Annotated in this window: 16 protein-coding genes and 1 pseudogene; 9 read left to right on the top strand and 8 right to left on the bottom strand. The window is 73.2% G+C overall.

The window, feature by feature from the left end:
• Together ACWHYA_RS17560 and ACWHYA_RS17555 are read right to left on the bottom strand one after the other, a co-directional pair.
• Nucleotides 1-238: pseudogene (locus ACWHYA_RS17560) on the bottom strand (hypothetical protein); the annotation flags it as partial.
• Nucleotides 239-340: 102 nt separating this feature from the next.
• Complete coding sequence (locus ACWHYA_RS17555; RefSeq protein ID WP_425940092.1) at nucleotides 341-1,393, bottom strand: LLM class flavin-dependent oxidoreductase; 1,053 nt, start codon at nucleotides 1,391-1,393, stop codon at nucleotides 341-343.
• Nucleotides 1,394-1,648: 255 nt separating this feature from the next.
• Between ACWHYA_RS17555 and ACWHYA_RS17550 the strand changes: the two genes are divergently transcribed.
• The 5 genes from ACWHYA_RS17550 to ACWHYA_RS17530 are packed head-to-tail and all read left to right on the top strand — an operon-like array spanning nucleotide 1,649 to nucleotide 4,948.
• The gene (locus ACWHYA_RS17550; RefSeq protein ID WP_425940094.1) at nucleotides 1,649-2,068 is read left to right on the top strand and encodes an Hsp20/alpha crystallin family protein; all 420 of its coding nucleotides are present in this window, start codon (nucleotides 1,649-1,651) and stop codon (nucleotides 2,066-2,068) included.
• Entirely contained in the window at nucleotides 2,065-2,649 is a 585-nt protein-coding gene (locus ACWHYA_RS17545) for a dsRBD fold-containing protein (protein ID WP_425940096.1), read from the top strand. Before ACWHYA_RS17550 ends, ACWHYA_RS17545 begins: the two co-directional genes overlap by 4 nt.
• Before the next feature lie 51 nt (nucleotides 2,650-2,700).
• Nucleotides 2,701-3,786 (top strand): sensor histidine kinase, encoded by a 1,086-nt coding sequence (locus ACWHYA_RS17540; protein WP_425940097.1) that lies wholly within the window; start codon nucleotides 2,701-2,703, stop codon nucleotides 3,784-3,786.
• Nucleotides 3,783-4,388 (top strand): response regulator, encoded by a 606-nt coding sequence (locus tag ACWHYA_RS17535; protein WP_425940099.1) that lies wholly within the window; start codon nucleotides 3,783-3,785, stop codon nucleotides 4,386-4,388. The genes ACWHYA_RS17540 and ACWHYA_RS17535 overlap by 4 nt, the downstream gene beginning before the upstream one ends.
• Nucleotides 4,385-4,948 (top strand): DUF7010 family protein, encoded by a 564-nt coding sequence (locus ACWHYA_RS17530; RefSeq protein ID WP_425940101.1) that lies wholly within the window; start codon nucleotides 4,385-4,387, stop codon nucleotides 4,946-4,948. The genes ACWHYA_RS17535 and ACWHYA_RS17530 overlap by 4 nt, the downstream gene beginning before the upstream one ends.
• A 76-nt stretch (nucleotides 4,949-5,024) precedes the next feature.
• Here the strand turns inward: ACWHYA_RS17530 and ACWHYA_RS17525 are convergent, their stop codons facing one another.
• Nucleotides 5,025-6,509, bottom strand: coding sequence for a serine hydrolase (locus ACWHYA_RS17525; RefSeq protein ID WP_425940103.1), 1,485 nt, complete (start codon nucleotides 6,507-6,509; stop codon nucleotides 5,025-5,027).
• A 106-nt stretch (nucleotides 6,510-6,615) separates the two neighbouring features.
• Between ACWHYA_RS17525 and ACWHYA_RS17520 the strand changes: the two genes are divergently transcribed.
• Together ACWHYA_RS17520 and ACWHYA_RS17515 are read left to right on the top strand one after the other, a co-directional pair.
• A complete protein-coding gene (locus tag ACWHYA_RS17520; protein ID WP_425940104.1) occupies nucleotides 6,616-6,936 on the top strand; it encodes a hypothetical protein in 321 nt (106 codons plus the stop codon).
• Between the two features lie 18 nt (nucleotides 6,937-6,954).
• Nucleotides 6,955-7,515 carry a hypothetical protein gene (locus ACWHYA_RS17515; RefSeq protein WP_448095637.1) on the top strand — a complete coding sequence of 187 codons (561 nt, stop codon included), beginning with the start codon at nucleotides 6,955-6,957 and terminating at the stop codon, nucleotides 7,513-7,515.
• Between the two features lie 49 nt (nucleotides 7,516-7,564).
• Here ACWHYA_RS17515 and ACWHYA_RS17510 read toward each other — a convergent pair whose 3' ends face one another.
• Together ACWHYA_RS17510 and ACWHYA_RS17505 are read right to left on the bottom strand one after the other, a co-directional pair.
• On the bottom strand, nucleotides 7,565-8,230 hold the full coding sequence (locus tag ACWHYA_RS17510) for a hypothetical protein (RefSeq protein ID WP_425940107.1): 666 nt from the start codon (nucleotides 8,228-8,230) through the stop codon (nucleotides 7,565-7,567).
• Nucleotides 8,227-8,787, bottom strand: a complete 561-nt coding sequence (locus ACWHYA_RS17505) for a GNAT family N-acetyltransferase (protein ID WP_425940109.1) — start codon at nucleotides 8,785-8,787, stop codon at nucleotides 8,227-8,229. Before ACWHYA_RS17505 ends, ACWHYA_RS17510 begins: the two co-directional genes overlap by 4 nt.
• A 60-nt stretch (nucleotides 8,788-8,847) precedes the next feature.
• Between ACWHYA_RS17505 and ACWHYA_RS17500 the strand changes: the two genes are divergently transcribed.
• Nucleotides 8,848-9,459, top strand: coding sequence for a DUF1648 domain-containing protein (locus tag ACWHYA_RS17500; protein ID WP_425940111.1), 612 nt, complete (start codon nucleotides 8,848-8,850; stop codon nucleotides 9,457-9,459).
• On the top strand, nucleotides 9,456-10,427 hold the full coding sequence (locus ACWHYA_RS17495; protein WP_425940113.1) for an alpha/beta hydrolase: 972 nt from the start codon (nucleotides 9,456-9,458) through the stop codon (nucleotides 10,425-10,427). Before ACWHYA_RS17500 ends, ACWHYA_RS17495 begins: the two co-directional genes overlap by 4 nt.
• Here ACWHYA_RS17495 and ACWHYA_RS17490 read toward each other — a convergent pair.
• From ACWHYA_RS17490 to ACWHYA_RS17480, 3 genes are all read right to left on the bottom strand, one after another.
• A complete protein-coding gene (locus ACWHYA_RS17490) occupies nucleotides 10,415-11,221 on the bottom strand; it encodes a hypothetical protein (protein ID WP_425940114.1) in 807 nt (268 codons plus the stop codon). The two genes, ACWHYA_RS17495 and ACWHYA_RS17490, sit on opposite strands and share 13 nt — an antisense overlap.
• Before the next feature lie 89 nt (nucleotides 11,222-11,310).
• Nucleotides 11,311-11,817, bottom strand: coding sequence for a DUF6318 family protein (locus ACWHYA_RS17485; RefSeq protein ID WP_425940116.1), 507 nt, complete (start codon nucleotides 11,815-11,817; stop codon nucleotides 11,311-11,313).
• A gap of 269 nt (nucleotides 11,818-12,086) precedes the next feature.
• Complete coding sequence (locus ACWHYA_RS17480; protein WP_425940117.1) at nucleotides 12,087-13,046, bottom strand: hypothetical protein; 960 nt, start codon at nucleotides 13,044-13,046, stop codon at nucleotides 12,087-12,089.
• Between the last annotated feature and the right edge of the window lie 20 nt (nucleotides 13,047-13,066).

Raw genomic sequence — 13,066 nt, 5'->3', positions numbered from 1 at the left:
CCGGGCCGTACCCCTCCGGGGGACGGCGCAGCTGCACGCGGACCCCGCCGGGACGCAGGTCCAGGTCCGGCAACCGGCCTCCTGCGGCGTCGGCGACCGCACGCGCCAGGGCGGCCCCCGACCGCAGGGACGACGTCCCGAACCACGCCACCACGCCCCAGCCCAGCGCGCGCCAGTCGGCCATGCCGTCCGCGTGCTGCAGCTCGCGGGCGGTCAGCGGTCGATCGCCGGTGTCCATTCGGTCACGGTCCCACCGGAGGGTGCCGGTGACAAGGCCCCGGGGAGGCTGGATCCGGGCAGGCTCGGCCCGGCGGTGCAGGTGCGGTGTGGCCCCGGGCTCTCAGGCCTCGGCGCCGACGTGAGCAGCCTCGGCGGGCGCGCTCTGCATACCCCAGGCCTCCGCGAGCAGCCGGTAGGAGCGCCGCCGCATCTCCGGATCGTAGGTGTAGGTCGTCACGATGAGCTCGTCCAGCTCGTGCGCGGCGGCGAACTCCTCCAGCTGGGGCACCACGGTCTCCGGCGTGCCCACCATCCGCACCGCCTGGTGCGCCTGGGCCAGCGGCATCAGCTGCGCCGGGACCACCTCGGACAGGTCGTGCACCGGAGGGTCGATCGGCGCGGGCTGCCCGCTGCGGATGCGGATCGCCATGAGCTGGGCGGAGGTGAAGAGGAAGTCTGCCTCCTCCTGGGTCGGCGCGACGAGCACGTTGACGCCGGCCATCGTCGTCGGCCGGTCCACCTGGGCGGTCTCTGCGTCGGGGTTGAAGCGGTCGCGGTAGACCAGGAACGCCTCGCGGATCTGGTCCGGGGCGAAGTGCGAGGCGAAGCTGAACGGCAGCCCCAGCGCCGCCGCCACCTGGGCGCCGCCGGTCGAGGAGCCGAGCATCCACAGCGGCACGTGGGTGCCCTCGCCGGGGATCGCGCGGACCCGGGCGTCGGGGCGCGGGTCCCCGAGGTAGCCCTGCAGCCCCATGACGTCGGCGGCGAAGTCGTTGAGCTGCCCGCTGCCCCGCGCCAGCGCCGCGGCGGTCATCGGGTCCGTGCCCGGCGCGCGGCCAAGGCCCAGGTCGAAGCGGTCGCCGTAGAGGGTGGCGAGCGTGCCGTAGTACTCCGCGACCATGAGCGGGGAGTGGTTGGGCAGCATGACGCCGCCGGAGCCGAGCCGGATCCGACCGGTGTGCTGCGCGAGGTGGCCCAGCAGCAGCGAGGTCGCCGAGGCCATGAACGCCTCCGACCCGTGGTGCTCGGCCACCCACAGCCGGTGGTAGCCCAGCCGGTCCACCTCCTGCGCCAGCTGCGTCGAGGCCTCCAGCGCGTCCCGCGGGGTCATCCCCTGGGACCGGGGGGCGAGCTCGAGGACGGACAGGGGGACACGACGGTTCGAGGTGGGCATGCAGGCGACAACGACGAGACCCTCCGGGGTATGCCGTGGGCCGGCGCCCCTGCCCGAGCGCCCGTGCGACACCTCGACCCGGGCGCTCCCGCGACCTCGACCCGGGCGCTCCCGCGATGTCGTTCTCACCCCGAGGTGGCGTGGCCGTCTGATTGCTCACATCCGGGCGTCTTTCGGAGCCGTTCCCTGGCGTGTCGTCCCCGCCCGGCGGAGAATGAAGGTGGGGCGACGTCGCCCCGGAGCAGGAGAAGAACGATGAACAAGGAGCTGACCCGCACCACCAACCCGCTCGCCGAGATGCTCGAGTGGTTGGACCTCGCTGGACCCAAGGGACGCAAGGGGGTGGGGCTGGCGCCGTTCGTCCGGGTGGAGGACTTCGTCGAGGACGGCAGCTACGTGCTGCGGGCCGAGGTGCCCGGGCTGGATCCCGAGAAGGACGTCGAGGTGACCGTCCAGGGCGACGTGCTCACCATCAGCGGCGAGCGCCGCGAGGAGAAGAAGGACCGCAACCACCAGGAGTTCCACTACGGCTCCTTCCGCCGCAGCCTGACCCTGCCCCCGGGGGCGGACGCCGACGCGGTCGAGGCCTCCTGCACCGACGGGGTGCTCGAGGTGAAGGTGCCGGTGGCGGGCGAGGACAAGGGAGCTCGGACCGTGCCGGTGAAGCGGTCATGAAGGCCTTCCCCGGAGCCCGGATCGTCATGGCGGCCACCCACGTGGGCGAGCCCACGCGGGACGGGCGGATCGTGGAGGTCCGCGGCGAGGACGGCGGTCCGCCCTACGTCGTCGAGTGGTCCGACGGGCACACGGGGCTGATCTTCCCCGGGCCCGGCTCGGTGCTGCACGTCTCGGAGACGCACGACGACGGGGAACCCCCCGCGGACTGGGGACCGGGTATGCCGTCGCCCGCGGGCGAGGGTGCGCCCGCCGTCCCGGTCGCTGGGGCTGGTGCTCCGGAGGCCGGCGGGCCAGGCGCGGAGCAGCCCGGCCACGTGCGGGAGTGGACGGTCCGGATCTCGATCTACGAGTCCGGCGACGACACCCACGCCCAGGCGGTGCTGCTCGGCGACTCCCCGCAGCACCTCAAGGCCGCAGGGGACAGCCACCGCGCGCCCGACGACCCGGTCGTCCCGGAGATCGGCGACGAGGTGGCTGCGGGCCGCGCCCTGCGGCACCTGGCCGAACGCCTGCTGGTCACCGCCGACGACGACATCGCCGCCGTCACCGGCGAGGACGCGCACGTGCGCCGCAGCTGACCTGACGCCTGTCACTGCCGCTTCCCCGCCCCGGCTGGCACAGTGGGGCGGGTGAGCGAGCGCGACCCCGCCGTGACGTGGGACTGGATGAGCGGGGCCGTCTGGCTGCTCTTCCTCGCCTTCCCGGTCGTCGCGATCTGGGCCACCGACCAGGCCCTCGCGTGGCAGGTGGGGATGACCGTCCTGGTCGCTCTGTTCGCCGCCGGCTACGTGGGGACGGTCAAGCCGGTGACCGAGCTGGTGTCGGTCGGCCGGCACGGCCGGGCCCGCCGCGTCGGGTGGTGGGGGCTGCTGGGGCTGACCGTCCTGGCCCTGCTGCTCGGCTGGCAGCTCGGTCCGAACGCGATGACGACGTTCCCGTTCCTGCTGTCGCTGCCGGTGTTCTTCCTGCCGTGGCGCCAGGTCTGGGTCGTCTCAGCCGTGATGCTGGCCCTCATCGTGCCGCTCACCCTGCTGGCCTGGGGGATCTGGCCCTCGGCCATGCTCTGGGGGATCGCGGTCATGGTGCTGGGCATCGTCGTCCTGTCCAGGTACGCCGACGAGCGTCGCGACCACCACCGGGCGACGAAGTCGCGGCTGGCCGTGGTCGAGGAGCGTGAGCGGGTGGCGCGGGACGTGCACGACGTGCTGGGCCACTCCCTGACCGTCGTGACGGTCAAGACCGAGCTCGCGCAGCGGCTGGTCGACGTCGACCCCGAGCGGGCCAAGGCCGAGCTCGCCGAGGTGCAGCAGCTCTCCCGGCAGGCGCTCGCCGAGATCAGGGCCACCGTCGGCGGGCTGCGGGTCGCCCGGCTGGCCGACGAGGTCGGGTCCGCCCACGGGGCGCTGGCCGGCGCCGGGATCATGGCGGACCTGCCCGAGGACCTGTCGGTCGTCGACCCCCGCCACCGGATCACGTTGGCGTGGGTCCTGCGCGAGGCCGTGACCAACGTCGTGCGGCACAGCAGGGCCACCCGGTGCGCGGTCGAGCTGGGACCCGGCTCGATCGTGGTGACCGACGACGGCCGCGGCCTGCGCGGCCGGGGTGAGGGCAACGGCATACGCGGGTTGCGGGAACGGGTGGAGCAGGCCGGTGGACGGCTGCACCTGGGGCCCGGCCCCGACGGGACCGGGACGCGGCTGGAGGTGCAGCTGTGATCCGGGTGCTGCTCGCCGACGATCAGGCGCTCGTGCGCGGAGCCCTGGCCGCCCTGCTGGACCTGGAGCCCGACATCGAGGTGGTGGCCCAGGTCGGGCGCGGCGACGAGGTCGTGGAGGCGGTGCGGCGCACCTCGCCCGACGTGTGCCTGCTGGACATCGAGATGCCCGGGCTGGACGGGATCGCGGCCGTGGAGGCGCTGCGGGCCGCTGGGCTGGGGGTGCGCCCGCTGATGGTGACGACGTTCGGGCGCCCCGGGTACCTGCGGCGGGCGATGGACGCGGGGGCCAGCGGCTTCGTCGTCAAGGACACGCCGGCGCCCGAGCTGGCCGAGGCGGTGCGGCGGGTGCACGCCGGGATGCGGGTGGTCGACCCGGCGCTGGCGACCGCGTCGCTGACCGGTGGCCCCAATCCGCTGACCGACCGGGAGCGGGACGTGCTGCGCGAGGCGCTCGACGGGGCGACCGTGCAGCGGATCGCCGGACGGCTCTACCTCTCGCCGGGGACGGTGCGCAACTACCTGTCCTCGGCGATCGGCAAGACCGGGGCGACGACGCGGGTCGAGGCAGCTCGGGCGGCCGAGGACAATGGGTGGTTGTGAGCAGCCACGGGGGACAGCGGAACGGCGTCGCGGAGGCGCAAGCGGACGTGCGCGAGGTCTACCACGGCGGGTGGCTCGGACCCCTGGTGGCGGCCGTGGTCTGGCTGGCCGCCGGCCTGACGGCCGACCGGACGGGGATGGGCGTGGGGTCGGCCGTGCTCTTCCTGGGCGGGGTGCTCATCCCGCCGGTCTCGATGGCCGGGAACCGGCTGCTGGGGGACCGGGCGGACCTGCCGGCGGGGCATCCCATGCGGGGTCTGGCGATGCAGTCGGCGTTCGGGATGGTGGCCGGGCTGCTGGCGGTGTGGTTGCTCGCCGGAGTCGTGCCCGGTGCCTTCTTCCCGCTGGCCATGGTGGTCGTGGGCGCGCACTACTTCACATTCACCCATCTCTACGGTGAGGTCGCGTTCCTCGTCGGCGGGGTGGTCCAGGTGCTGGCGGGACTGGTCGTCCTGGTGGGTGACACGGGAGAGACGCTGGGCGCCTACGTGATGGCCGGGCTGCTGGTGCTGATGTCGGTGGCGCTGCTGCTGCGGCACCGGGCCCGGTCTGCGGCGTAGGGGCCCGGTCGCGGGGCGCCGGAACCCGTCGAGCGGCTCGGGTGGGGACGTCGCGGCCTGTCGGGCGGGGTGCCGGTCAGTCCTCGCTGGACAGGCGTCGCAACATCGCCGTGGCCTCGTCGTCGTGCGGGTCCAGCTCGGCCGCACGGCGCAGGTGCTCGACCGCCGTCTCGCGCCGGCCCTCGATCTCGGCCGCCCACCCCGTCATGAACCACAGCTGGGCGGACTCCGGACGGACCTGCCGCCACAGCTCCAGCACCGGCTGGGCGAGGTCGGTGCGGTGCATCTCGATCAACCCCCACACGGCGTCCACGAACCCGGCGTCGTCACGGTCGGCGTCCACCGACCCCTCGTCGTCACGGACGTCCACGAACCCGTCGTCGTCACGGCCTACGTCCACGGTCGGCCGGCTCTCGGCCGCGAGCCGCCGGTAGAGGTCGACGGCCGCGGGCACGCCCGACGCCTGGAGCACCGGCCCCAGCGCCACGGTGACGGGCGGGACGGGGGGCGGGGCCGGTGGCATACCCAGGAGCACGTCGAGCGCCGCCCGGGTGAGGGACAGGAGCGGCGCGGTGTTGCTGCCGCTGAGCACGCTCACCCCGAGTCCGCGACCGGGGAGCAGGACCAGGTTGCTCTCGAAGCCCGGGTCGGTGCCGGAGTGGTTCACCACCGCGTGGCCGCGGTAGGTGCCGGTGAACCAGCCGAGCGCCATCTGCGCGTGCCAGTCCCCCTCGCTCGCGTCGCCCGTGGGCGTCCACATCAGCTCGTGGGTGGCCGGCGACAGCAGCCCCGCGCCGCCGGCCAGGTGGGCGACGATCCACCGGCCCAGCTCGGCTGCGCTGCTGTGCAGGCTCGAGCTCGGCGCGTGCGGTCGCGTGTAGGGGTAGGCCCCCTCCACCACCCGCGGCGGCAGCCCCAGGTGCGGCGTGACCGCGAGGTGCGGCGGGACGTCGGAGCGCAGGAAGGTGCTCGTCCGCATCCCCACCGGGTCCAGCACCCGCTCCCTCAGCACGTCCTCGAACGACCGGCCGCTTACGGTCGCGACGAGGTGCCCGAGCAGCTCGTAGGCGGCGTTGGAGTAGGCGTACGCCGTGCCCGGGTCGCGCTCCAGCGGCCAGCCGGCGACCTCCGCGGCGAAGCGGGCCAGCGCATCGTCGTCCAGCTCCGGCTCGTGCCAGCGGTAGTCGGTCACGTCCCCCAGCCCGGACCGGTGGGACAGCAGCTGCCGCGGCGTGATCCGGTGAGCCCGCGGATCGGCCCAGGGCAGGTCCGGCAGGTATGCCGTGACGCGGCCGTCGAGGTCGAGCCGGCCCTCCTCGACCAGCTGGAGCACGGCCGTGGCCACGAACGTCTTGGAGACGGAGGCCAGGTGGAACAGGGTGTCGGGGGTCACCGGGTCAGCGGTCGCGGTGTTCCTGGTGCCGAAACCCCGGGCCAGGACCTGGTCCGCGCCGTGGACCACGGAGAGCGCCACTCCGGGCAGCGCCCAGGCGCGGACGACGTGCTCGACGAAGGGCCACAACGACGTCTCGATGCGGTGCTCGACCTGGGCGTGGCCCACTCGTCCAGGGTAGTGCTGATGAGCCTGGTCGGACCGGTCACCGCCGGCTCGGACACGGGCGGGTCGGCTCGGGCCTGAACGTCAGGGCTCGCGGCATACTCGGGTCATGAGCGACCGGTCCCTCACGGAGGAGGACCTCGACCCCGCCGCCGACGTGGCCCCGCGCCTCTCGCTGGTGAACGATCCCGACGAGATCCTGCACCTGGTGTGCTGCCGGGACCCGGAGTGGAGGTACGGCTGGTGCGGGGCTGACGGCGGCGACCTTAACTACGCCGCTCGGACGCTGTGCACCATGTGCGTCGAGGTGGGGGAGGAGCGTCTGCCGGGCTTCCTGCACAACGACCCGATGATCTGCCCGATGGACCTGCACCCCTGCCCCGACGGGCACGAGGTCGACCTGCGGATCCTGGGGGAGATCAGCCCCTGACCGTGGTTGCGTGGTTGCGTGGTTGCGTGGTCCGTGGTGCCGGTCGGCCGGGTCGCGCTACTGTCGGGCATGCGCAGGTCAGGAGGGACGTGGTCGGGGCGGGTGCAGGCACGCGGGGACGTCGTCGCCGCGGTCGGCGTTACTGTCGCGCTCGGGGTCTCGGCGTGCATCGCCCCGAGCGGGTTCGAGACGGTCGGTCGGACGGGGGTCGTGTCGGTCGACGGTGACCTGGCGGTCGTCTGGGACAGCTGCGGGGACGAGGACGTCGCCGCCGTCGTGATGCACGGTGACCGCAGAGGGCTGGACCCCGACGAGGAGAACCCGATCATCGGCACGTGGGAGATGGGCGAGCGCAACCGGGAGGAGCAGGCCTTCGTCCCGGGCGCGGCCGACGACCCGCCGCAGCTCGACCCGGCCAAGGGGTACATCGTGCAGGCCCTGCCCGAGGGCGGTGTGGAGAACCTTCCCGGGGTGCACTTCACTCTTGAGGACGTGGCCGGGCTGGAGCCTGGCGAGGTGCTCGTCGGAGCCGAGGACGGCAGCTTCGTCGGAACCTGGGAGGACCTCACCGACTGCTGACACCCGACCGGCCGCATCACCTCGGCCCTGTCCTGCCCAGCCCAGCACCTCAGCCGTAGAACGGCTGCTGCTCCTGCGGGTCCGCCGGGACCACGTCGACCGTGCCCAGCGCGACCAGTTCGTCCACGGCCTCCCGGGTCCCTCCGATCCCGGCCCAGTGGGGGTCGGTGTCGTAGGCGATGCACCAGGCCCGGTCGTCCGGCCATACGAACGCGGGCACCAGGTCGCCGCGGGGCACGCCAGGAGCGATCGGCCCAGCACCCCAGTCGCCCAGGTCGGACAGCGGCCCCCGGAAGAGGTGGTAGCTGCGGTGCGGGTGGTGGACCGTCGGCCCGCCCAGCACGTCCGGCGGGAAGGCCGGCGTGCCGGGCCGGCTCTCGGAACGGCCGTCGTCGTGCAGGGTCATGACCATCGTCGCCCCCTCGTGCAGGTCGCCCCAGCCGTCCCACAGGCAGTGCCAGGCGTCGTCGGGGGTGCGGGTATGCCGTCGCAGCACCTCCACGACGGTGCGCAGCTGGTCGAGTTCCCGGGGGAGGTCGTCCCCGCCGTCGTGGTCGTTCTCGGACTGCCCCGGGCGGGTGGGGTCGGGGATGCACCGCAGCCGGGCGTAGGCCTCGAAACCCACCGGGCCGAAGAGGGACAGCTGCGGCCACGGTCGGCCGTGCTCCACGAGCCAGTCGGCCGGCGAGCCGTCGTGGACCGGCCGCAGGGTCATCGGTCCGCCTCCGGGCCGAGGTCACTGGCCAGCAGGCCGTGCAGGTGCTCGTCGTGGTGGACGCCGTCGGCGTAGCGGTAGGACTCCCGCATCGTCCCCTCGTGGCGGAACCCGGCGGCGAGGGCCACGGCGCAGGAGCCGGCGTTCTCCACGGCGTGGAACAGGTAGAGCCGGTGCAGCCCGAGCCGGCCGAACGCGAACCGGGACGCGGCTCCGACGGCGCGCACGGCATACCCCTGTCTTCTCGCCCATGGCGCGACCCAGTAGCCGATCTCCGCGTCCCCCTGGTCCCGGTCGACCTTGTAGACCGACACCGAGCCGACGAGCCGGTCGGTCGGGTCGGCGACCGCCCAGGACGCGTGGTCGGCATCGCTCCAGTCGTTGCGCGAGCTCATGAAGCGTTCGACGGCGTCCGGACCGTACGCGCCGGGGTTCCACAGGGCGATCGCCTCGTCGGCGAAGGCGGCCTCGAGGTCGGCGACGTCGTCGGGGCGGTAGGCGCGCAGGACGATCCCCGGCGCCTCGACACGCACCGGCGAGGACGGGGGAGTCGTCATCCGGTCAGCGTAGGGGGTTAGGTTCGTCCTGCACGCGGACGCCGCAGAGACGGAGCACGAATGGTCGGGGCCACCGAGGAGACGTGGCAGCAGCGGGAGGAACGACGTCGTCAGGTCGCCCGGGAGGCGCGGCTGACGGCCCGCGAACCCGCCGGCTGGGGACCGCGGCTGGTGCTCGCCGCCGCCACGCTCGCCTGGCTGGCCGCCCTGGCGTGGCTGGCCGCGACCCTGCCAGAGCGCGTACCCACGCACTGGTCGGGCGGCGGCACGCCGGACGGGTGGTCGAGCCGGGCCTCCGCGCTGGGCTTCGTGCTCCTCGTGCCGGTGCTGCTGATCTTCCCGATGCTGTGGCTCTCCCGCCTGGCGATGATCTGGCCGGCCGGGATCAACGCCCCCCACAAGGAGTGGTGGCTGGACCGGCCGCGGCGGCTGGTGCGCTTCGAGCGACTGCTTCGCGAGGACCTCATGGTGATCGTCGGGTTGACGGTCCTGCTCGTGGTGGGGATCGAGCTGGTCATGGGGTATGCCGCGCACCAGCCGGGCGGGACGGTGCCCGGGTGGTGGTTCCTCGCGCTGACCGGGGGCTACGTCGTAGCGCTGACGCTGGTCACCGTCCGCATGATGACCGGGTCGCGCTACCGGCCCGACGACGACGACCCGGAGCTGGCGTGAGCCCCGCGATGCCGGAGGGACCGGCGGCGCTTGCTCCCGAGTGGCGCAGCCCGTGGTGGCGGCTCTTCGACCGGCCGCACGACCCCCGGCCGCCGCGGCGCCGGCCCCGGCTCGACCGCCTGCTCGCGCGGCTGGTGCCGGCCGGGACGGGCCGGCACACCACGCTCCCCGGTGCGGACGGCGGGCCGGAGGTCACGGCATACCTGTACGAGGCGCCGGACCGCCCGCGGCCCTCCGGTGCGCTGCTGTGGATGCACGGCGGCGGGATGGTCGTGGGCGCCCCGTGGATCGACCACCGGCTGTGCGACCGGCTGGCGCGCGAGCTGGGGCTGCTCGTGGTGAGCGTGGACTACCGGCTGGCGCCGGAGCACCCGTTCCCGGCGGCGGTCGAGGACTGCTGGGCCGCGCTGGAGTGGTTGCACGGGCGCGCCGACGAGCTGGGCGTCGATCCCGCGCGGATCGGGGTGGCCGGGGCCAGCGCCGGTGGTGGGCTGGCGGCGTCGGTGGCCCAGATGGCCTACGACCGTGGGCTGCCGCTGGCGTTCCAGGGCCTGGTCTACCCGATGCTCGACGACCGCACGGTGCTGCGCGAGGATCACGGCGGGCGCGGGACGATGGTGTGGACGCCCGCGCACGACCGGGACGCGTGGGGCTGGTACCTCGGCCACCCCGTCCGCGCGGAGGAGGACCGCGCGTATGCCGTGCCCGCCCGCCGCGACGACCTCGCCGGGCTGGCGCCGGCCTGGGTGGGGGTCGGCACGGCCGACCTGTTCCACGACGAGGACGTGGCGTACGCCGAGCGGCTGCGTGATGCCGGGGTGCCGGTGGAGCTCGTCGTCGTGCCGGGTATGCCGCACGCGGCGGACATGGTCCCGGGACTCGTTGCGGCGCAAAGCTTTCGGGCGAGCTTCGTGACGGCCGTGGACCGTGCCGTCGGCGGTCGCGCCCGGGAGCGTCAGTCGGAGTAGAGGCGGTTGCGGGAGGTCAGGACCTGCAGGTCGACGGCGGGACCGTCGATCGTCGCGGTGCTCGGGATGGTCGTCCACGGGCCGCCGTCGACGCTGACCTCGCCGCCGTACTCGACGGAGATGGAGGGCGCGACGTCGGCGGCGGTGTCGTAGGTGTGCGTGAGGTCGCCGTCCGGGTAGGGGCCGCCCAGGCTCGAGGTCGGGCCGATCGCCGTCCCGTCCCCGGTGAGGTAGGTGGCGCCGACGAGCGTGGGACGGATCCGGACCTGCCGGCCCACGAGCGTGGTGGTGTCGATCTCGGAGGGGGAGAAGCCGGCGTCGGGCCAGACGAGCTCGAAGTAGACCGGCAGGTTCACCAGGGCGGTGCCGTCGGGCGGCTGGAGGACGGTTTGGGGAAGGGCGAAGTCGGTGCGGTGGAACTGCTCGACGATCATCGCCTCGGTCAGCTCGACCGCCGGTTCGCCGCTGCGTGCCGGGACCGAGTCGGTGAAGCAGGTCGGGCCGATCGGCTCCCACGTGGTGGGGTCGGTGCCGTCGGCGTAACCGGTGCGCCGGTAGATGATCGACCGCGGCCCGCTCGACTCGGGGACGTTCTCCTCGCAGAAGCTGATGGCGAACCCGCAGATCTCCAGCCGCGGCCGCTCGGGGGAGTTGGGCGGGATGCAGTCGATGACGGCGACGTAGTCGTACCAGGCCGTGGGGGACTCCGGGGAGACGGCAGGTGGGTAGGAGTCGGCGAGGGCATGGGTCTGTTCGACCGTGAGGCCGACGTCTATCCCGTCGCCTCGGCCCAAACCAGCCTTGAAGCGGCCACCGTCGTCTCCGCCCTCCGGCGGGTCTGAAATTCCAGAGGCGACTAGCAGCAAAAGGGCAAGAACCGCATTCATCGCTGGCCGATCTTGATGGCCTCTACCTTCCACCGGTCTTGCCAGCTCAGTTCGAACACGGCTGGCGTGACCTCACCGGCTTCTTGAATCTCAGCTTCCACACGCGCCTTGGACCCCATGAGAGCCACGGTGTCCACTGAAGTTTGAAAGAGGGCCTCGCCTGCCGGGTTCGCCTCGGCATCCGCCACCAGTTCGCTGCAGGACTGACAATCAGCCGTACTCAGTTCGATGACCTCTCCGCCTTCGCCAGTGACAAACGCGTCGTTCAGTTCCTCCATGTAGTGCTCGACGAAAGCTTCGGCACCCTGCTCGGTCTGGTCCAACGCCGGTGCCGCCTCCTCCGTCGGCTCCTCGCTCGTCGGCTCCGGCTCGGTCGTCACCTCGGTGTCATCCGCCGGCGCGGCTGGCTCTGCCGTCGCCGTCGTCAGCGAGTCCTCGCTCGTCGGTGGGGCGGATGGCTCCCCGGAGGTGTCGCAGGCGCTCAGGGTCAGCAGCGCGGACACGGCAACGATCAGGGTGCGTCTCAAGGATCCCCTCCAGGGTCTGCAGCCACGCACGGGCCGCGGGCGAACGGACCGAGCCAGTCTGCCCCAGCCCGGCCCAAGAATCCGTTGTCCACAGGTAAAGACTTGGTAAGCCTCACGAGCCGCTCCGTGGCGCAGTCGATCGTGGCCCCCTGAAGGGCATCGATCGACTGCACGACGCGAGACGGTGCCCACCCACGCCCAGGGTCCAGACGTCGCGAGCACGCCCGGGCCCCAGGCCCCCGATCTTAGCTCCCCGCGACCGCCTGCTCGTGCGCCCGCGCCTTCCACACCGACTCCGCCGAGTCCCACGTCGCGATGGTCACGACCACCACGATGAGTATCGTCCGCCACAGCGGCACGTCCCCGACCGGCACGGTCTCGGGCAGGCGCTCGCTGATCAGCCCGTCGACGTAGACCCACCACGCGACAAGGGCCACGAGCGCGGCGTTCTGCGCCACGTTGAACCACGCCGCCGGCCAGGACCAGTACCCGCGGTAGAGCTTGAGCACCTCGACCCCGGCCCAGGCCAGCGTCAGGACGACGAGCATCCAGCGTCCGTCGTAGGCGGCCTCGGTGAACAGCGGCACCCGCTCGTCACCGACCGGGATCGACGGGTTCGGGCCGAACGCCACCAGCATCCCCGCCAGCGAGGCGAACACCAGCCCGACGATCGACTCCGACCGGGGCACGTCCCGCTCGGCCGCCGGCGGCAGCCAGTCGGGGTTCCAGGCGAGCCCGCGCTCCATACCCTCCAGCCCGGGACGGGCCTGCTCGTTCCGTTCGGCGACCGCGAAGCCGAGGGTCACCCAGAACGCGACCTGCACGGCCGTCATGAGCGCCGCCCCCAGACCCTCGCCGACGACGACGAACGGGTTGCGCTCGCCGTCGACCACGGTCACGACCATGGTGATGACCGCCACCAGGGCGGGCACGAACGACAGCAGGAGCACCAGCACCCGGCGCCACAGCGGGTAGACCGCCGGGCCGATGAGGTGCAGCTCGCGGCCGGTGTACGTCGCGGCCAGCCGCTCCGGGTCGCCCAGCTCGACGAGGACGTCCCGCTCCACCTCGGCGGGGTCGGGCCCCGTCCGGGCCCGCACCTTCTCCTCGATCGAGGCGCGCAGCTCCTGCCCCACGTGGGGCCGCTCCTCCACCGGCAGCCGGCGCACGACGGCGTGGACATAACGATCGCGAAGGGACGACATGGTCCCCGTCCTTCCCGGAG

The sequence above is a fragment of the Ornithinimicrobium carbonis genome (assembly GCF_977012275.1).
Note: the sequence above shows the minus strand (reverse complement) of the source record. Positions and strands in the feature narration are given on the sequence as shown.